Source organism: Gammaproteobacteria bacterium (assembly GCA_011682695.1).
Classification (GTDB): Bacteria; Actinomycetota; Acidimicrobiia; order Spongiisociales; family UBA4744; genus BMS3Bbin01.
In genome coordinates, this window is sequence record JAACED010000012.1 from 62,033 (window position 1) to 80,714 (window position 18,682).

An 18,682-nucleotide genomic window follows, 5' to 3' on the forward strand; every position below is an offset into this window, starting at 1 on the left:
CTGAAGAACCGGCGCCAAGCCTATCCTTGCCGGACCAAGGAGGGCCAGTGAGTCGTATGCCCGTGGTCGCCGTCGTGGGGCGCCCGAACGTCGGAAAATCCAGCCTCGTCAACCGAATCCTCGGTCGGCGCATGGCCGTCGTGCAAGAAGAACCCGGCGTCACCAGGGATCGCAGAGAGTTTCGGGCCGAATGGGCCGGACGAGAGTTCCTCCTCGTCGATACCGGCGGATGGGAGCTCAATCCGAGCGAGGAACTCGTTGCCGCGATCTCCGCCCAGGCGGAGGCTGCGCTCGGAGCGGCAGACGTCGTCTTGCTCGTCCTCGACGCCACTGCGGGGATTTCCTCCGATGATGCAGAAGTCGCGTCGCTGCTGCGCGGCGCCCCCAATGAGGTGATCGTCGTCGCCAACAAGGTCGATAGTCCCCGCCAGGATTTCGACACGGCGGAGTTGTGGCAGCTCGGGCTCGGCGAACCGATGCCGATCAGCGCCCTGCACGGTCGCGGGGTGGGGGATCTTCTGGATCGTGTCGTGGCCGGACTCCCCGAAGGTGTGGGACAGACGGTCAAAGACGTTCAGACCCTCGCGATCATCGGGCGCCCGAACGTGGGTAAGTCGACACTGCTGAACCGTCTCGTCGGACAAGAACGAGTCCTCGTGTCTCCCGTGCCGGGAACGACACGGGATCCCATCGACGCGATGATCGAACTGGGGGAGCGACCCTTCAAAGTGGTGGACACCGCCGGCATCCGACGTACTCCAAAGGTGAAGGACCCTGCTGATTTCTACTCGGTTCTTCGTGCCAAAGGGGCGCTTGCCGAAGCCGATGTCGCCCTTCTGCTCATCGACACCGTCGATGGTGTCGCTCAGCAGGACCAACGGATCGCTCAGGCGGCAGCCGAGTCCGGCGCAGGTCTGATCGTTCTGCTGAACAAGTGGGATGCGGCCGACCTCGAACAACGCGAAATGGTGACGCGCGATGTCGCCGACCGTCTCCAATTCGTGGGATGGGCACCACTGCTACGCGTGTCGGCGCTCACCGGAGCGCGCCTACATCGCCTCGCTCCTGCCGTTGATCGGGTGCTCGAGTCGAGAGAGTTTCGCATTCCGACCGGAACACTGAACCGGCTCATCAGGGGGTGGCAGGCGAGCCACCCGCCTCCGGTCAGGAAAGGGCGCCGGCCGCGAATCCTCTACGCCGTCCAAGCAGGGACCTCTCCTCCGACGATCATCCTCTTCGTCTCGGGCGACCAACCAGGTGACGACTACCTGCGCTATCTCGAGAACCGTCTCCGCGACGAGTTCGGATTCGAGGGGACCCCGATCAAGATCTTCGCGAGACGCCGCCAAGGTCGATCAAGGTAGGATGCCCCGAACACAAGAAAGGACACCGATGCGCACGGTCTACGCAATCTCAGGCGGTGTATCCAAGTTCGCCAAGGCACGTCCGGACAAGACGTTCCAGGCGGTGATCAAAGAGGCGTATGACGACGCCATCACCGACCTCGGGCTCGACTTCCGTACGTTCATCGCCCTGGCAGATGGATCAGTTGCCTCCTATTTCTCCGACCACTTCACTCGTCAGCTCATGGCGGGGATCATGGCCCAGGACTATCTGGGGCTCCTCCCCAAGCCCAGTCACCGCGTGGAAGGCGGCGGAGCGACGGGAGGACTGTGCTTTCAGGAAGCATGGAAAACCGTCGCTTCGGGCGACATGGACATCTGCGTCGCCTACGGCTTCGAGACGATGAGCCACGTCGAGACATGGAAGGGAAACGAGTTCATCGCACTCGCCTCCGACGTCTCGTGGGATTACCCGGTGGGCGGGTTCTACTCCGGGTACTACGCCATGATGGTGTCACGCCACATGAAGGAGTTCGGCACGACTCCGGAACAGATGGCGGCCGTGTCGGTCAAGAATCATCGCAACGCGTACTTCAACCCGTACGCCCAGAAGCGGAACAAGTACACGATCGAGGACGTGCGCAACGCTCCTATGGTTGCATGGCCCCTCACCCGTCTCGACATCTGTGTGATGTCCGACGGGGCGGCGGTGACGATCCTCGTTTCAGAGGAGGGACTCGCAAAGATCGAGGAGGCGGGTGGCCGGGTACGGCGCCCCCTCGTCAAAGTGGCCGGCATCGGCCGCGGTACCGACGCGATGCGGATGTCGGATCGTCCGCATGTCGATTACGACACGTTCATGCGAGAGTACGCAACGGAGCAGGAGAAGGGTTCGGACGACACCCGCTCCTACTACAAAGAGCTGTGGGATCACGGCACGCGCTATCCGGGGGTCCACTCGTTCAGGGCCGGCCGTAGTGCCGGCAACATGGCGTACAAGCGAGCAGGCATCAGCAACCCGCTCGAAGATCTGGACTTTGTCGAGTTGCACGACGCGTACACGTCGTCGGAGATACAGACGTATGAAGACCTCGGCCTCTGCCGGTATGGAGAAGGAGGCCCATTCGCGGCATCCGGCAAAGCGTTCCTCCCCGGAATCGACTACGGCTTGGATCTGCCCGATGATCCGGTGATGCCGGTCAACCCGTCTGGAGGCCTGATTGCCTGCGGTCACCCCGTCGGCGCGACGGGACTCATGCAGGCGGTCTTCTCGATGTGGCAACTCCAGGGCACGATCAACGAGCATTTCAAGGACGCGACCCTCCAAGTGCAGGACGCCAAGAAGGGTGCGATTCACTCGCACGCCGGAACGGGTACCTACGTGACGGTGAGCATTCTCGAAAGGGAGGACTGACATGGCGAAGCTGCCCGAACGCCGCCCGGAGACCCTCGGTGGCTATACCGTTCACGGAATCCCCTTCCCTGTCCAGACCGATGCGGACGCGCTGGCGTTCCTCAAGAAGATGGCGCCCATTCAGATCGAGCAGGGATACTCGATCACGTATCTGCACTCGTACGGTCAGGACAGCCCCTGGTTCGCCGGAGCGACGAACAAGAAGCTGCTGGCAAGCCGTGATGCCGAGACCGGCTACACGTACGCGACACCGCGGGGCCACGACATGTACACGGGTGAAGAGACGGAGTGGATCGATATCACGGACCGGAAGGCCTCGGTGCACGCAGTCACCGTCTGCTACTTCGGATCCGAAGAGTTCCTTCCCGAGACTCCATACGTGCTCGCGTTGATCCAATATGAAGGCGTGGACACACTGTTCTTGACGAGGCTGATGGGAGTCGATCCCGACGCCGTCTCACTCGACTGGATCGACATGGAGGTCAAGCCCCGCTTTCTGCGCAACTCGAAATTGAAGCCGACCGACGTCTATTTCGTTCCGGCCTGATACAACCCCTGCCGGGGAGGGCAATCGTCCTCCCCGGCCGTTTGATTCGTGAACCATCATCGGCTTGACCGTGGTGTATCTCACCTGCTGAATCGTCCAACGAATGGTCTCGTCGGTGTACCAGGCCATCGGCAGGGCAGGTATGATGCTGACCTTCGGGCTGTGGCGCAGCTTGGTTAGCGCGCTTGACTGGGGGTCAAGAGGTCGCCGGTTCAAATCCGGCCAGCCCGACCGCCGGATACCCCTCTGAGAGCAGGGGTATCCGCGCGTTCACTCATCCGGCCGCATCGGCATGACCATCGAGTGCTCACCTTGGCCTAGGGCCGTCGCCACAAGGGTGTGTCGACGACCGTGGAACCGCCGCGGGCCACGCTGAATCCCGCCACGTGAAGGTTCACCTCCCGTTCAACTTCCGGCCATGGTGGGGTCACCAGCGATCCCTAACGTCCTCGCAGACAGAACTGACCCGGTCGCATCGCGGCACATCGCGGCGCACCGCATCGACGAGGAGGAACAATGTCCGATAGTCAACGGGGAGCGAAGATGTGGCACAGGTTCCGCATCGCAACCCTCATCGCAGCTGTGACGCTCGTCGCAGCGGCATGCTCGACCTCGTCGGGGTCGTCGGCTGCCGCTCCGGCCCCCGCAGGGGACGCGACCACGACCGCCGCTCCGGCCCTGGCGGGTACCTTGAACGGCGCCGGCGCAACCTTCCCCGCCCCCATCTACCTGGAGTGGATCGGCGCCTACCAGAAGGAATTCCCGGACGTCCGCGTCAACTACCAGGCGATCGGCTCTGGCGGCGGAGTCCAGAACTTCATCCAACAGACCGTCGACTTTGCCGGGACCGACGCCTTCCTCACCGACGATGAGCTGGCCGAGGCATCGCAGAACGGGACCGTCTACCACATCCCCACCGTCTTCGGCGCGGTCGTACCTGCCTACAACCTGCCTGGTCTCGACGGTCTCACGCTCGACTGTGACAGTCTGGCCGGCGTCTTCCTCGGCACGATCACCCAGTGGAACGACCCCGCCATCACCGCCCTCAACCCGCAGGCGACGCTCCCTGACGAAAGTATCCAGATCGTCCATCGCTCTGATGGATCCGGAACCACCAACGCCTTCACCCTCTACCTCGACATCTGCAACCCGCAGTGGCACGACACCGTGGGGTACGGCAAGGACGTCGAATGGCCTGTCGGAGTCGGCGGCAAGGGCAATGACGGAGTCGCCGCTGCGATCTCCAATACCGAAGGATCTCTCGGTTACGTCGAGTTGGCATACGCCACCCAGACCGGTCTCCAGGTCACCTCCATGGTCAACCAGTCCGGCAACGTCGTTGAGCCGAATCTCGCATCCACCGCAGCGGCCGCCGACGGCGTCGCCTTCCCCGACGACCTTCGCTTCACCCTGGCCGATACGCCGGCACCCCAAGGCTGGCCCATTGCCACCGCCACCTGGATACTCGCCTACGGCAACATGCCCCAGGAAGAGGCACAGCTCCTCCAGTCATGGCTGACCTGGGCCCTCACCCAGGGTGACGATGCGGCCAAGGCTCTCGACTATGCGCCCATCCCCGACTCGCTCCAGGAGAAGGCGCTCGCCTTCGTCGACAAGATCGGTAAAGGCTGACCAAACCGACAACCTTGAACCGGGCCGCACGAACCCGTATCCGTGCGGCCCGGTTCACGCGGCGCAGACCACGGAGGAGTCCATGACCAAGACCATCGGCGAACCCAGGGGGCAGCAGCCTCGCCGGCCGATCGTCGATCGTCCCCGACGCCGTGGCGATCGCGTCTTCCGGCGCGCCACACTGGCGGCGGCGGCCGTCGTGCTGCTCCTCCTCGCCATCATGATCGTGTCGACCACCATCGCATCGCTCCCCGTATGGCGATCCCAAGGCATCGTCGGGTTCCTCCTCGGGATGCGCTGGGTGCCGAACAAGGCCATTTTCGGAGCCTTCCCCTTCATATACGGCACGGTCGTCACCGCACTCATCGGCGTCCTCGTCGGTGTCCCCATCAGCGTGCTCATCGCCCTCTACATCTCGGAGGTCGCCGGCCCGAAGGTCGCAGGCCCGGTGTCGTACCTCATCGACCTCCTCGCCGCCATCCCTTCGGTCGTCTACGCGCTCTGGGGCATCTTCGTCTTCGTCCCCTACGTGGTGAAGCCGATCTCCGATCTTCTCGCCCGATACCTGGGCTGGACCGGCATCTTCGAGGGTCCCGTCTTCGGCCTCTCCTACCTCTCGACCGGACTCGTCCTCTCGATCATGATCGTGCCCATCATCAGCGCCATCTGCCGAGAAGTCTTCGCCACCGTCCCTGCGGGAGAGAAGGAGGCGGCCCTGGCACTCGGAGCAACGCGCTGGGAGATGATCCGCCTCGCGATCCTGCCGCGTTCCCGCCCGGGCATCGTCGGTGCGGTCATGCTGGGTCTTGGCAGGGCCCTCGGCGAGACCATTGCCGCCGCGCTGCTCATCGGATCTCAGGTGGGCATCCACCTCTCTGTCGTCCAACCCGGCTACACGATGGCAGCGGTCATCGCCAACCAGTTCCAGGAGGCCGACGCGGCGCAGATCAGCGCTCTCCTCGGCATCGGCGTCGTCCTCTTCTTCATCACCATCGTCGTGAACGTGCTGGCGCGCATCGTCGTGGCGCGCACCGGAGGCACCCTCGTGTCGGCGGATCTATGACCACGGCACCCGTATCACTGGGCAGGCCCCTCTCGGCTCGCCGTCGGCTCGCCGACCGTCTGGCGCTCACCGCCATGTACGCCGCGGTCGGGGTGTCGCTCATCCCCCTTGCCCTCATTGCGTACTTCCTCATCGTGCGCGGCCTGGGGGCGATGAGCTGGGAGTTCCTCACCAGCTCCCAGCCCCTCAGCTATGTCCAGCACGGTGGCGGTGCACTCAACGCTCTCGTCGGCACCCTCTACATGGTCGGGCTTGCCTCCCTGCTCGCCGTCCCGCTCGGTATCGCCGCCGCCATCTACCTCAACGAGTACGGCTCCGGCCGGTTCGCAGCCGTCGTCCGCTTCTTTGCCGATGTCATGACGGGCGTGCCCTCGGTCTTCGTCGGGCTCTTCATCTACACCCTTCTCATCGTTCCCACGTCGCTCGGGTTCTCGGCCATGGCCGGAGGGATGGCCCTCGCTCTCATCATGCTGCCCATCATCATCCGCTCGACCGAAGAGATCCTCCGGCTCGTCCCTCCGAGTCTGCGGGACGCCAGCGCGGCATTGGGAGCCACCCGGGCGTACACGATCATGAAGGTCGTGCTCCCTGCAGCGCGTCGCGGGATCACTACGGGGGTGATGCTCGCCGTCGCTCGCGCCGCCGGGGAGACCGCGCCCCTGATCATGACCGCGCTCGGATCGGTCCAGCTCGTGTTCGGCTGGACCATCCCGATCTCTGCGCTTCCGCTCTTCATCTACGACGGGGCCCGCAACCCGTTCGCTGCGGGACAGCAACGCGCCTTCGCTGCGGCCGCCGAACTCCTCGCCATCGTCCTCGTCTTCACCGTCACCGCCTCCCGACATGACCGGGGGCTTGGCCAATGAAGACCCTCCAACTCCGCGATGTCAGTGCGTACTACGGCGACTTTCGCGCCATCGCCGATGTCGACCTCACCCTCCAACCTGGGGTGATCACCGCCCTCATCGGGCCTTCCGGTTGCGGAAAGTCGACCCTTCTGCGTTCTCTGAACCGGATGCACGAGTTCGTCCCGGGGGCACGCATCGAAGGCGAGATCACCCTTGACCGCGAGGACCTGTACGGCCCTTCGGTGTCACCCGCCGAGGTGCGCCGTGTCATCGGCATGGTGTTCCAGCGACCCAACCCTTTTCCAACACTGAGCATCTTCGACAATGTCGCCGCCGGTCTCCGGCTCGACGGCGGGTACACGCGTGACGAGTTCGACGACCGGGTCGAATGGGCGCTGCGTTCCGCCCACCTTTGGAAGGAGGTCGAGCATAAGCTCCACGCCCCGGGAGCATCACTCTCCGGAGGTCAGCAACAGCGCCTCTGCATCGCCCGGACGATCGCCGTTCAACCCGCGGTGATCCTCATGGACGAACCGTGCTCGGCACTCGACCCCATCGCGACGCTCCGCATCGAGGACCTGATGCGGGAGCTCAAGGAGGACTACACCATCGTCATCGTGACCCACAACATGGAACAGGCGGCCCGAGTGTCCGACTTCACCGGGTTCCTCGTGATCGAGAAGGCCGCAGACCCCGGCCGTCTCATCGAGTTCGGCGAAACGAGCCAGATCTTCACGACTCCGGCCGACGAACGCACAGAGCGGTATATCTCGGGGAAGTTCGGATGATCGGCAACGCCGCGCGAATCACCCCCCCTGACACGTCGAGCCGGCACGAAGTCGGGGAGAATCGAGGAGCTTTGGCCGATCGCGTCGCCCCCGTCTATCGCGCCGAGAACTTCTCGCTGTGGTATGGCGAGCACCAGGCACTACGCGATGTGTCGTTCGAGATTGCTCCTCGCGAGATCACCGCGATCATCGGTCCCTCGGGGTGTGGGAAGTCGACCATGCTGCGTAGCTTCAACCGCATGAACGACAGCATCGCCGGCGTCTCGGTGGCCGGGAGGATCCTCTTCGAGGGCCGCGACCTCTACGACGACGCCATCGACGCCGTCGAGGTCCGCCGACGCATCGGCATGGTGTTCCAGAAGCCGAACCCGTTCCCGATGTCGATCTATGACAATGTCGCCTACGGCCCGCGCCTTCACGGTGAGCGGCATCCCGACGACATCGTCGAAGCGTCGCTACGTCGCACCGCGCTCTGGGACGACGTACGCGGCCGCCTCGACCAGTCGGCGCTGGCGCTCTCCGGAGGTCAGCAGCAACGCCTCTGCATCGCCCGTGCCATCGCGGTTCAGCCCGCGGTGATCCTCATGGACGAACCGTGCTCGGCACTGGACCCCATCGCGACGCTCCGCATCGAGGAGCTCATGCTCGAGCTCAAGGAGGACTACACCATCGTCATCGTGACCCACAACATGCAGCAAGCCGCCCGAATCTCCGATCGCACGGCCTTCTTCACCGTCGACGTCGGCGAGACCGGCCAGCACATCGGCCACGTAGTAGAGTACGACGAGACGAGCAAGATCTTTACGAATCCCGCGGAAAAGGCCACCGAGGACTACATCACCGGGCGTTTTGGATGACCAGGTTCCGCACCCAATTCCACACCGAGTTGGAGGCGTTGGAAACAACGCTCGTGGAGATGGCCAAGCTCGCTACCTCGCAGATCGAGAAAGCCATGGTCTCCATCGCCAATGCCGATACGCGAATTGCGGAAGAAGTCATTGCCGGCGACAGGGAGATCGATCGGATCTACCTCGAGATCGAACAGCGGTGGACCGAACTCATGGCGCTGCAAACTCCCGTCGCCACCGACCTGCGGCGGATGACACTCATGTTGCAGACAAATCACAGCATCGAGAGGATCGGGGACCAGGCCGTCAACATCGCCAAGATCGCAAGAGCCACCCACGGGCTGCCACGCAGCAACACCATCCTGCTACATCTCCAGGAAATGGGTGACATCGTCATCCCCATGCTGAACGTGGCGATCGAGGCCCTGGTCAAGCGTGATCTGGAGCTGGCATTCCGCCTGCCCGTGATGGACGATCCCGTCGACCGGCTGGATCGCAACATGCACAAGGCCGTCGTGAAGTGCGGCCCCGACCCCGAGTTGCTCGAATGGGCGGTGCACATGATCATCGTATCGCGGGCCCTAGAACGCGTCGGCGACCGAGCAGTAGACATCGGCGAGCAAGTCGCTTTCCTGCAGACCGGCGAGTTCCAAGAGTTCTCGGACAACATGCCAATCGTTTTCCATGCCGACTGAGAGTCGGGTCCTCGTCGTCGAAGATGACGAGACCCTCGCCGAGTCGATCCGCTATAACCTCGAGAGGGAGGGCTTCTCGGTCAAAGTCGTAGCCGACGGAAGCGAGGTTCTGCGACAGCACGAGGCATTCAGCCCTGCGCTCGTGGTGCTCGACCTGATGCTGCCCGGTCTGTCCGGGTTGGATGTGCTCCGGGAGCTCCGGATCGACTCCACTGTTCCGGTGATCATCGTGACGGCCAAAGACAGCGAGGCCGACAAAGTCACAGGGCTGGAGCTGGGTGCCGACGATTATGTAACCAAGCCGTTCTCGATGCGCGAGCTTCTCTCGCGTATCCGGGCGGTGCTTCGCCGAGCCGACATCTATACGAGCGATCAAGAGCCCGTTATCTTGCTCGGCGGTCGGGTGCGGCTCGACGCAGATCGTCACGAGGTTCGTGTGGACGCAGAACTCGTGCCATTTCGACCCAAGGAGTTCGACCTGCTCGAAGCTCTCCTCCGCCGAAAAGGCAAGCTCGTGACCCGGGCCATCCTCTTGGACGAAGTCTGGGGATACACGTTCTACGGAGACATGAAGACACTCGACGTGCACATCAAGCGAGTACGTGACAAGATCGAGCGGGATCCTTCCCGTCCGACCCAGATCGTCACGGTGCGCGGTCTCGGCTATAAGTTCGTCGATGAGAACGCGTAGAAGCCGCCATGCCTAGGCGGTCGCCTTCGTTCCGGCGTCGACTCGTCACGTGGTACGCGCTCACGCTGCTGGTCGTCCTCGCCGGCCTCGGTCTGGCACTCGACCAGACACTTCGATCGTTTCTCCTCGACCAACTCACCGACTCACTCACTGCCCAAGGACGAGCGGTTCAGCAAGCATTGCCCGCCGAAGAGGCCGATCTTCAGGCTGCGGCCGAGGCACTGGGCGACGACCTCGGCATGCGGATCACGGTCATCGCCCCAGACGGAAGTGTGCTCGCCGACTCGGCTTCCGATCCGACAACGATGGAGAACCACAGCACGCGGCCAGAGGTGGTTGATGCCCTCGGGGGGAGAGTGGGGGTGGCGTCGCGAACGAGCGCCACTGTCGGCATCGCCTTCCGATATGTGGCACTCCCGGTACGCGATGGCGTCGTCGTCAGAGTGGCACTTCCTGAGACCGAGACACAACAGCGGCTTGCTTCGCTCCGGGTCATCCTTCTGGTCTGGGGTCTCATTGCCGCGGCCGTCGGCCTCATTGGCGTATGGCTCATCGGTCGACACTCCATGCGTCCCTTGGAGGACTTGGCGCGGTCGGTGGCAGATATCTCACAGGGTGTAGCCGAAACCGAGATACCCAGGAGCGGTATTGCAGAGTTGGACCATCTTGGCGAAGCAGTCGCACAAATGGCTACCGAGATCGACGCTCGTATCTCCGACATCCAAAGGGAGCAGAAGGTGCGGGACCTCGTACTTTCCGCATTGGACATCGGGGTGGTGCTCATCGATGGTGACGACATCGCCTACGCCAACCCGCCGGCCCGTACGCTCATCGGAAACGAGGCAGCCAGAGTGCAGGAACTCCATCCCGCCGTTCTCCGAGAGATGATCTCGCCCGCCGGCGCCGACGAGGAGCGAGCGGCTGCCGATTATGAAGCGGGTTATCCGGCGCGGTCCATCGCCGCAGCGGCCGTGTGGCTCGAGCGGAGCGGGCTCGTCCTGCTGACCCTGACCGATGTGACCGAGGCAAGACGAGTGGAGGCGCTGCGGCGGGATTTCGTTTCCGCCGCGTCACATGAGCTGAAGACCCCGGCAACAGCTATCCAGGCGGGTGCAGAAACGATTCTTACCGCGCTCGACGATGACCCGGAGGCTGCCCGTCTCTTCGCCCAACGAGTCTGCGACGACGCCTTTCGACTGTCGCGCATCGTGGGTGACCTTCTTGATCTGTCACGGCTGGAGATGCAGGAACCGGTACGAGTGCCCCTCTCACTCAGCGAGCTCGTCCAGGACGAGGTCGCTCGACTCGGGGTGGTGTCGGTCAATATATCGGTGCAGACCGAACCGGCCATTGTGTGTGGAGAACGCGCCGACCTCACCCTGGCAGTCCGGAACCTCTTGGCAAATGCTGTGCGATACACCCCTGAAGGAGGTCATATCTGGGTCAAGGTGTACACAGATGATCGCGCTGCCGTCGTTGAGGTGGCAGACGACGGGGTCGGGATACCCAGTGCCGACCTGCCGCGGGTCTTCGAGCGCTTCTACCGCGTCGATGAAGGCCGCTCCCGTCGAACCGGAGGAACAGGCCTCGGCCTTGCCATCGTCAAACACGTGGCCGAAGAACACGGCGGACGCGTCCAGGCCGAGAGCATCCTCGCGGAAGGATCGGTGTTTCAGATCGTGATACCGCTCGAATCGTGAACAATCCAGGTGCGGCGCCGCCTGGCAGATCCTGGCCGGAGGCTGTTGGCGCGGGGCCGCACGAGGGCTAACCTCTGTTACGTTCCCGTCGGCTAGCTGTCTTCGGGCGGATTCGACGGTGAACGCGCAAGGAATGGGAAGACCTACGGAGGGTTGCACTGTGAGAAACTCACGGAGACTCTGGACGTGGATCGCGGTCGTTGCGCTGCTTGCGCTCGTCGCGACAGCCTGCGGCCAGGGAACCACCACAGAGTCCACCAGCACCACGGCGGCTGCGACGACGACGACAGCCGGCACGGCTGCGACGACGACCACGGCAGCGGCGCCGGGTGCGACGGGCTTTACGTACAAACTCGGTGTTTTCGAGGACCTGACGACTGACAACTTCTGGGCCTATATGGACCCGGAGGCTTCGGTCTGGAATGCATATGTCCTCGGAAACCAGCATCCAGGGTTGTTCACCCTGGCGGCGCCGTCCTGGCAGCTCGTGCCGGACCTGGCGACCGCACAACCGAACAACGCTGAGCAGGTTGGTGACGACTGGGTCGTGACGCAGGAACTGCGCCAGGGCTACATGTGGTCTGACGGAGTGCCGGTAACCGCGAACGACGTGGCCTTCACGTTCAACACCGCAGGTCCCGACTTCAAGTTGGGCGGCAACTGGGCCGGTTCACTTTCGCTGTATTCCCCGGATGACCCGGCGACCACGGACGTGGACGAGTCCGCCGACGGCATCAAGACTGTCGAGGCAATCAACGACTACACCGTTCAGATCACGTTCTCGAGCGAGCCAGGCCTCGCCGTGTGGCAAATGGGTATCGGCCTGATGCCGATTCTGCCGCAGCACTTCTGGCAGTCGGTCGTGGATGAGGCTGCAGCATCGGACGATCCGTCGACGACGCTGTACGCCGCTTCTGGTGAGGGCGAGCCCTCCGCAGGAGCGTTCATCTACGACAGCCGGGAGCCCGGCGCGTTCGCCAAGAACGTCGCCAACCCTGACGCCTACTACGCCGGTACGCAGTACACGTTCTACAGCGACGGCACCTTCCAGCAGACCAATGCTGAGAGGGGCTTCGATGAGATGTACGACGGCTCCGGCACAGGCGACATCACCCTTCAGTACAGCGAGGGGCCGTTCGCCAAGGACGCCATCTATTCGATCTACTCCGATCAGAACGCGGCCATCCTGGCCCTCAAGAGCGGTGAGATCGACTTCATGTTGAACCCAATCGGACTCAACACCGGGTTGAAGAACGAAGTTCTGAACTCACCCGAGTTGAGCCTGATTGCGAACCCGTCCAACGGGTTCCGCTACCTGGCGTTCAACTTGCGCAAGGCGCCAATGAAATACAAGGGCTTCCGCCAGGCGATCGGCTGTCTGACGCAGAAAGAGTTCCTCCAGACCCTGCTGGGCGGAGCGATCATTCCTGCGTACAGCCTCGTTCCGGAAGGTAACACCGCGTGGGCGAACCCCAACGTGGAGCAGATCTGCAAGGGTCTCGGCGAGCAAGAGCGCTTCAATCAGGCCATCCAGTACCTCAAGGATGCCGGTTTCACCTGGGATGTCGAACCCGCATGGGACGAGGGCACCGCAGGCAACCTGCTTCCTGGTACCGGTACCGGGCTCACGGATCCTGACGGCAACGCCGTTCCGGAACTCGAGTTGCTGGCTCCCGGACCCGGCTACGACCCGCTGCGGTCGACGGCCTCGATCTGGATCGCACAGTGGGCCGGTTGGTTGGGTATTCCCGTCAAGGCGAATGCCACCGGCTTCAACGTGATCGTCAACAAGGTCTTCGCCGAAGGTGACGCCGCCAAGGATTGGGACATGTACATCCTCGGTTGGGGTCTCGGGAACCCTGCGCTCCCGGACTTCCACGAAGCGTTCTTCGCCTCGTGGCAGGACTCGGCGAACGGTGGCTTCAACACCCCCGGCTACAACGACCCGGACTTCGACGCACTCGCGAAGGAGTTCCTGGCAGCGACGGATATCCCGTCTGCCAAGGACGCGGTGCAGAAGATGGATGCCAAGATCGTTCAGGATCTTCCGTATCTGGTCCTCTTCACCACGCCGGTGCTCGAGGCCTACAACAGCAAGCTGATCTTCCCCTTCACCGACGTGTTGGACGGATTGGCGAACCTGAACGGTATGCCGGCAGCCGTGCAGATGAGCGACTGAGCAACCGACAACCGATACTGCTGGAGGGGAGGGCGAGAGCCCTCCCCTCCTTGTGAGTGTTATGCTCCCACAGCCGCGCACGGCAGGTGAGGAGGTAAAGGTTGCTGAAATACGTCGGCAAGCGCACAGTCCAGAACGTGATTGTGTTCTTCGTCTTCCTCACTGCAACCTTCTTCCTCCTGCAAGCACAGCCCGGTGATATCAGCGACCAGTTCCTCTCCAATCCGAAGATTCCACCGGAGGCGCGCCAGCTGTACGCAGAGCGTCTCGGTCTCACCGGCTCAACGTGGGATCAATACGTCCGTTACATGCACAACTTCGTGACCGGTAACCTCGGTGTCTCCTTCTCCGAATACCCGCGTGAAGTCTCGGACATCCTCAAGGAACGCATCCCCCGTACCGTCGCACTCTTCGTCTTCGCCACGCTCCTTTCGTTCTGGATGGGGTTCAAATCCGGGAAGATCCTCGCCTGGCGAAGGGGCAAGAGGGGAGAGAACTTGATAACGATCACGGGTGTGTTCTTTCAGACCGTCTTCTACCCATGGTTCGCACTCTTGATGATCCGAACGTTCTCGTTCGACCTCAAGCTCTTCCCGGGCGGCAAGTTCCTCACGGTCGAGAAGTGGCTGGACAAGCCGGATACGTTCGATGCCAACAATGTCTTCAACAGGATGCTGGTGACCGTCGCTCTGCTCGGAATGGCGCTGCTCATAACGGAGATGATCGGAAGGAAGATGCACAACCGGATCGTCGGAAGGCGTCTGATCTGGGCCGCCAGAGTCGTCTTCATCGGTACGACGGTCGTCTGGTGGATGACCGTGTGGGGCGAAATGCTGCCGTACGCGTTGGATATCGGCGACCACCTGATTCTGCCCACGATCACCCTTTCGCTCATCGGATTCGGCGGCACGATGCTGCTGACCAGAGCTTCGATGCTCGAGACACTGCGTGAGGACTACATCCTGACGGCCAGGGCGAAAGGTCTGCCCTCGCGGGTGATTCGGGATAAGCACGCTGCCAGAAACGCCCTGCTCCCGGTAACGACCTCTCTCGTGATCGGACTTGCATTTCTCATCGGTGGAGGCGTCATCACCGAAACAGTGTTCTCCTGGCCCGGTATGGGACGCACGCTGCTGACCGCGGCGCTGACGGAAGACATCCCGCTCGTTATCGGAGCGTTCACGTTCATCGCGATTCTGGCACTAATCGCTCACATGGTGGTCGACATCTTGTACATGTTCCTCGATCCGCGAATTCGAGTGGGGGGGCGATAGTGACCGATCACCTGAGGGCTCCTGAGACCCGACCCCTGATCCAGGAGCCGTTGTGGCGCGTGCGCGTTCGGCTTGCCTGGCGCGGATTCCGCAGCGGCTGGTCTTCCTTCGTCGAGAATCGCATCGGGCTGGTCGGTCTCTCGATCATCGTCATCTACGGACTCGCTGCGCTTTCTCATCCCCTCCTGATGAAGTACGTCTGGGATCCTGGCGTCTACGACCCTGTCATCGGCTACGACGCTCCCCTTCAGGAGAAAGTGATCGTTCCTGACAACGAGGTCACCGACACGAGTACGGAGATTGATCTCTTCAGCGCTCGCCTCATCAACCCGCTTCTGAAAGTGGGTGACACGATGGATATCACGCTGCAGCCGGCGCCCCCGTCGCGCGCACACTGGTTGGGTACGGACCCGTTAGGCCGTGACGTGCTCTCTCAGCTCATGTTCAGTACACGCGCTGCGTTCATGCTTGGCATCGTCGCTGCACTCGTCACCGTAGGAATCGCCACGACTGTCGGCGCGGTGTCTGCCTTCTTTGGCGGGATAGTCGACACCCTGTTCATGAGGCTCGCCGACCTGATCATCCTCGTACCGTTCCTCCCGATCCTGATCGTGCTGTCGGCGCTCATCCACTTCGAATTGCTCCACCTTGCGGTGTTGATTGGGGTCCTGTCAGGTTTTGGAGGCACAGCCATCATCCTCAAGTCCCAGGCGCTGTCGGTATCGGTAAAACCATTCATCGACGCCGCCCGCGTTGCCGGAGGCGGTCGGATGCATCTGATCTTCCGCCACATCATTCCCAACGTTCTGCCCCTCAGCTTCCTCTACATGATGTTCTCGGTCACGGATGCCATCTCCATCGAGGCGACGCTGTCGTTCCTCGGATTGATGAACATCAACATGAGCTGGGGAATCATGATCTACACGGCAAACTCTCAGGGATATCTTCTGTCGAGCGCCAGCTACTGGTGGCTGCTGTTCCCCGCGGGACTGTCGGTGACACTGCTGGCCGGTTCTTTCTACCTGGTCGGAAGAGCGATGGACGAGATCATCAACCCAAGGCTGAGGAGACGGTAGGGAGATGAGTTTGCACCAAGAGGCGCGTATCGGGGCACGATTGGTGCTCGAGGTCGACCACCTCACCATGCACTACACCGTCAAGGCAGGCGTGGTCAGGGCGGTGGACGACGTCAGCTTCTCGCTCGCGCAAGGTGAAGCCTTGGGCTTGGTGGGCGAGTCCGGATGCGGGAAGACGTCGGTGGCCATGACGCTGATTCGGCTGCTTGCCGACAACGCAGAAATCGTCGATGGTCGCGTCATCCTCGCCGGTACGGACGTAGCGCATATCTCCGACGAGGAGATGCGCCGCCACCGCTGGAGTGACATTTCGATGGTCTTTCAGGGAGCCATGAACGCCTGGAATCCCGTGTACAAGATCGGCGATCAGATCTGGGAGGCGATGGAGCAGCACTTCCCCGAGATGATGGAGGACGAGGGGCGCGAGCGCATCGCCGAACTCTTCGAACTCGTGGGGCTGACGCCCGCAATGATGGACCGGTACCCACATGAGTTCTCCGGTGGCATGCGTCAGCGGGCGATCATCGCCATGGCGCTGTCGTGTGAGCCCAAGATCATCATTGCCGACGAGCCCACGACCGCACTCGACGTCATCGTCCAGGACCAGATCCTCACCGAGCTCAAGCATGTGCAACAGGCACTCGGGATGGCCATCATCTATATCTCCCACGATGTCGCCGTCATCGCGGAGGTCAGTGACCGCATCGGAGTCATGTACGCGGGAAAACTGGTGGAGCTCGGCGACACCGATGAGGTGTTCCCCCGGCCCCGACATCCATACACCTACCTCCTGCTCGCATCGACACCGAGTGTCAAAGGTCCCAAGCGCAAGCTCGCTCCTCTCGAAGGCGAGCCGCCTGATCTCATCAACCCTCCGACGGGCTGCCGCTTCCACCCCCGGTGCCCGTGGGCAACGGAGCTTTGTACGACCGAGGAGCCTCCCTTCGACGAGGTCTCGCAAGGACACCGTGTCGCCTGTTGGCACTCGGAGGAAGTCCCAGAACTCGGGAGGCTGGAGGCATGACGGTGAAGCAACAGACGGAGCAGCCCCTCATCAAGGTCGAGCACCTCAAGAAGCTCTTCCCGGTGGGGCGTGGTCTCTTCCGAAAAGCGACACAGTTCATCCACGCGGTCGATGACATCAGCTTCCAGATCCCGCGCGGTGAAAGTCTCGGTCTGGTGGGGGAGTCCGGCTCCGGAAAGACGACGACCGGGCGCATCCTCGCCCGACTCGAGACCCCCACGGGCGGGGACATCTTGCTGCGAGACGGAGAGGAGATGCTCAACGTCTCCGATATCGGCAGGGATGGCATGAAACGGTTCCGCCGCAGAGTGCAGATGATCTTCCAGGATCCCTACGAGTCCATGAATCCCCGGCGCACGATCTTCGACACGATCGCAGAACCGCTCCAAGTACAGGCCATCGGCACTCTCCTCGAGCGGGAGCATCGTGTTGCCGAACTGCTCGAGATGGTCGGCCTGGCACCGGCGAGCACGTTCTTGTTCCGGTATCCGCACGAACTCTCCGGTGGTCAGCGGCAGCGGGTCGCCATCGCTCGCGCCCTCGTGATCGACCCTGCATTCGTGGTGGCCGATGAACCGACATCGATGCTCGACGTGAGCATCCGGATCTCCATCATGGACATCATGCTCCGCCTCGCCGAAGAGTTCGGAGTCTCCTACCTCTACATCACCCATGACCTTGCCGTTGCACGCTACATGTGCGACCGGATCGCGGTGATGTACCTCGGCAAGATCGTCGAACTCGCCAAGACCGAAGAGCTGCTCGCAAATCCGCGCCATCCCTATACGAAAGCGCTTCTCTCCGCGGTTCCCGTTCCCGACCCCAGCTACCAACGGCCAGAACTCGAAATCGAAGGCGGCATCACCAAGGCGATCGATCCGCCTCCCGTCTGCCGGTTCATCGAACGTTGCCGGTGGGCCACGGAACATTGCCGCACCAATCCGCATCCCGAACTCGTCGAGACCAGCCCTGAGCACTTCGTCGCGTGCTATGTCGTGGAGCAGTCACTCTGATTCTCACCATCCCAAACCTGATCTCGGCACTACGCCTGGTCGGAGTCGGCATCTTCGCGTGGCTCGCATTCGGTCGAAGCGAACCGGCTGCGGCTGGATGGCTGCTCCTTCTGATCGGTTGGACCGACTGGATCGACGGCTACCTCGCCAGACGTCTGAACCAGGTGAGTGAACTCGGCAAGGTGCTGGACCCACTTGCCGACCGACTCGCCATCGTTACCGCAGTCGTCGGCGGGATGTTCGTCGGTGTGATTCCCCTCCTTCTCGGCATCGGGATTGCGGTGCGAGAGATACTCGTCGGTGTGGGAGCGCTGGTCCTCGCAGGGAGCGGAAAGAGGATCGATGTTCGTCGACTCGGAAAACTTGCCACGTTTATTCTCTACGGAGCGATTCCCGCCTTCTACGTCTCCCACGGTGAGTTTCTCCCAGGCCTGTTCCTCGGGATTGCATGGAGCTTCGGGGTGGTCGGGCTGATTCTGTACTGGTGGGTGGCCGTCCTCTACGTCGGAGATGCACGAAGGGCGCTGTAAACTGCCGTGAAGGAACA

The 18,682-nt window shown here is 62.4% G+C and carries 17 protein-coding genes and 1 tRNA gene; all 18 read left to right on the forward strand.

Annotation, left to right across the window (positions count from 1 at the left end; all coding sequences use genetic code 11):
- The first annotated feature begins 47 nt into the window (after nucleotides 1–47).
- The 18 genes from der (at nucleotide 48) to GWP04_03805 (ending at nucleotide 18,665) form a co-directional block, all read left to right on the forward strand.
- Nucleotides 48–1,364 carry a ribosome biogenesis GTPase Der gene (gene der / locus GWP04_03720; GenBank protein ID NIA24657.1) on the forward strand — a complete coding sequence of 439 codons (1,317 nt, stop codon included), beginning with the start codon at nucleotides 48–50 and terminating at the stop codon, nucleotides 1,362–1,364.
- Nucleotides 1,365–1,392: 28 nt separating this feature from the next.
- Nucleotides 1,393–2,757 (forward strand): thiolase domain-containing protein, encoded by a 1,365-nt coding sequence (locus tag GWP04_03725; GenBank protein NIA24658.1) that lies wholly within the window; start codon nucleotides 1,393–1,395, stop codon nucleotides 2,755–2,757.
- Between the two features lie 109 nt (nucleotides 2,758–2,866).
- The gene (locus GWP04_03730) at nucleotides 2,867–3,304 is read left to right on the forward strand and encodes a nucleotide-binding protein (GenBank protein ID NIA24659.1); all 438 of its coding nucleotides are present in this window, start codon (nucleotides 2,867–2,869) and stop codon (nucleotides 3,302–3,304) included.
- Nucleotides 3,305–3,460: 156 nt separating this feature from the next.
- Nucleotides 3,461–3,535 (forward strand) — tRNA-Pro (locus GWP04_03735).
- A 285-nt stretch (nucleotides 3,536–3,820) separates the two neighbouring features.
- Nucleotides 3,821–4,936 carry a phosphate ABC transporter substrate-binding protein PstS gene (gene pstS, locus GWP04_03740; protein NIA24660.1) on the forward strand — a complete coding sequence of 372 codons (1,116 nt, stop codon included), beginning with the start codon at nucleotides 3,821–3,823 and terminating at the stop codon, nucleotides 4,934–4,936.
- Between the two features lie 82 nt (nucleotides 4,937–5,018).
- On the forward strand, nucleotides 5,019–5,999 hold the full coding sequence (gene pstC / locus GWP04_03745) for a phosphate ABC transporter permease subunit PstC (GenBank protein ID NIA24661.1): 981 nt from the start codon (nucleotides 5,019–5,021) through the stop codon (nucleotides 5,997–5,999).
- Nucleotides 5,996–6,865, forward strand: coding sequence for a phosphate ABC transporter permease PstA (pstA, locus tag GWP04_03750; GenBank protein ID NIA24662.1), 870 nt, complete (start codon nucleotides 5,996–5,998; stop codon nucleotides 6,863–6,865). Before pstC ends, pstA begins: the two co-directional genes overlap by 4 nt.
- Nucleotides 6,862–7,635, forward strand: coding sequence for a phosphate ABC transporter ATP-binding protein (gene pstB / locus GWP04_03755; protein NIA24663.1), 774 nt, complete (start codon nucleotides 6,862–6,864; stop codon nucleotides 7,633–7,635). Before pstA ends, pstB (GWP04_03755) begins: the two co-directional genes overlap by 4 nt.
- Nucleotides 7,632–8,492 (forward strand): phosphate ABC transporter ATP-binding protein, encoded by an 861-nt coding sequence (pstB, locus tag GWP04_03760; protein NIA24664.1) that lies wholly within the window; start codon nucleotides 7,632–7,634, stop codon nucleotides 8,490–8,492. The genes pstB (GWP04_03755) and pstB (GWP04_03760) overlap by 4 nt, the downstream gene beginning before the upstream one ends.
- A complete protein-coding gene (gene phoU, locus GWP04_03765) occupies nucleotides 8,489–9,178 on the forward strand; it encodes a phosphate signaling complex protein PhoU (GenBank protein ID NIA24665.1) in 690 nt (229 codons plus the stop codon). The genes pstB (GWP04_03760) and phoU overlap by 4 nt, the downstream gene beginning before the upstream one ends.
- Nucleotides 9,168–9,869, forward strand: coding sequence for a response regulator (locus tag GWP04_03770; protein ID NIA24666.1), 702 nt, complete (start codon nucleotides 9,168–9,170; stop codon nucleotides 9,867–9,869). The genes phoU and GWP04_03770 overlap by 11 nt, the downstream gene beginning before the upstream one ends.
- An 8-nt stretch (nucleotides 9,870–9,877) precedes the next feature.
- A complete protein-coding gene (locus tag GWP04_03775; GenBank protein NIA24667.1) occupies nucleotides 9,878–11,569 on the forward strand; it encodes a hypothetical protein in 1,692 nt (563 codons plus the stop codon).
- A gap of 160 nt (nucleotides 11,570–11,729) precedes the next feature.
- Nucleotides 11,730–13,748, forward strand: a complete 2,019-nt coding sequence (locus tag GWP04_03780; GenBank protein NIA24668.1) for an ABC transporter substrate-binding protein — start codon at nucleotides 11,730–11,732, stop codon at nucleotides 13,746–13,748.
- Nucleotides 13,749–13,849: 101 nt separating this feature from the next.
- The gene (locus GWP04_03785; protein ID NIA24669.1) at nucleotides 13,850–15,022 is read left to right on the forward strand and encodes an ABC transporter permease subunit; all 1,173 of its coding nucleotides are present in this window, start codon (nucleotides 13,850–13,852) and stop codon (nucleotides 15,020–15,022) included.
- A gap of 35 nt (nucleotides 15,023–15,057) precedes the next feature.
- Nucleotides 15,058–16,098, forward strand: a complete 1,041-nt coding sequence (locus tag GWP04_03790; GenBank protein NIA24670.1) for an ABC transporter permease subunit — start codon at nucleotides 15,058–15,060, stop codon at nucleotides 16,096–16,098.
- Between the two features lie 4 nt (nucleotides 16,099–16,102).
- Entirely contained in the window at nucleotides 16,103–17,122 is a 1,020-nt protein-coding gene (locus GWP04_03795) for an ATP-binding cassette domain-containing protein (protein NIA24671.1), read from the forward strand.
- Nucleotides 17,119–18,135: an ATP-binding cassette domain-containing protein gene (locus GWP04_03800; GenBank protein ID NIA24672.1), complete on the forward strand. Its 1,017-nt coding sequence runs from the start codon at nucleotides 17,119–17,121 to the stop codon at nucleotides 18,133–18,135. Before GWP04_03795 ends, GWP04_03800 begins: the two co-directional genes overlap by 4 nt.
- Nucleotides 18,108–18,665, forward strand: coding sequence for a CDP-alcohol phosphatidyltransferase family protein (locus GWP04_03805; protein NIA24673.1), 558 nt, complete (start codon nucleotides 18,108–18,110; stop codon nucleotides 18,663–18,665). Before GWP04_03800 ends, GWP04_03805 begins: the two co-directional genes overlap by 28 nt.
- The last annotated feature ends 17 nt before the right edge of the window (nucleotides 18,666–18,682 follow it).

Bases quoted from the DNA above. Each gene is read 5' to 3' on its own strand.
- pstS (NIA24660.1), top strand. From the start codon at position 3,821: ATGTCCGATAGTCAACGGGGAGCGAAGATGTGGCACAGGTTCCGCATC.
- pstB (NIA24663.1), top strand. From the start codon at position 6,862: ATGAAGACCCTCCAACTCCGCGATGTCAGTGCGTACTACGGCGACTTT.
- phoU (NIA24665.1), top strand. From the start codon at position 8,489: ATGACCAGGTTCCGCACCCAATTCCACACCGAGTTGGAGGCGTTGGAA.
- GWP04_03775 (NIA24667.1), top strand. From the start codon at position 9,878: ATGCCTAGGCGGTCGCCTTCGTTCCGGCGTCGACTCGTCACGTGGTAC.
- pstA (NIA24662.1), top strand. From the start codon at position 5,996: ATGACCACGGCACCCGTATCACTGGGCAGGCCCCTCTCGGCTCGCCGT.
- GWP04_03725 (NIA24658.1), top strand. From the start codon at position 1,393: ATGCGCACGGTCTACGCAATCTCAGGCGGTGTATCCAAGTTCGCCAAG.
- pstB (NIA24664.1), top strand. From the start codon at position 7,632: ATGATCGGCAACGCCGCGCGAATCACCCCCCCTGACACGTCGAGCCGG.
- GWP04_03770 (NIA24666.1), top strand. From the start codon at position 9,168: ATGCCGACTGAGAGTCGGGTCCTCGTCGTCGAAGATGACGAGACCCTC.
- GWP04_03730 (NIA24659.1), top strand. From the start codon at position 2,867: ATGGCGCCCATTCAGATCGAGCAGGGATACTCGATCACGTATCTGCAC.
- GWP04_03800 (NIA24672.1), top strand. From the start codon at position 17,119: ATGACGGTGAAGCAACAGACGGAGCAGCCCCTCATCAAGGTCGAGCAC.
- pstC (NIA24661.1), top strand. From the start codon at position 5,019: ATGACCAAGACCATCGGCGAACCCAGGGGGCAGCAGCCTCGCCGGCCG.
- GWP04_03795 (NIA24671.1), top strand. From the start codon at position 16,103: ATGAGTTTGCACCAAGAGGCGCGTATCGGGGCACGATTGGTGCTCGAG.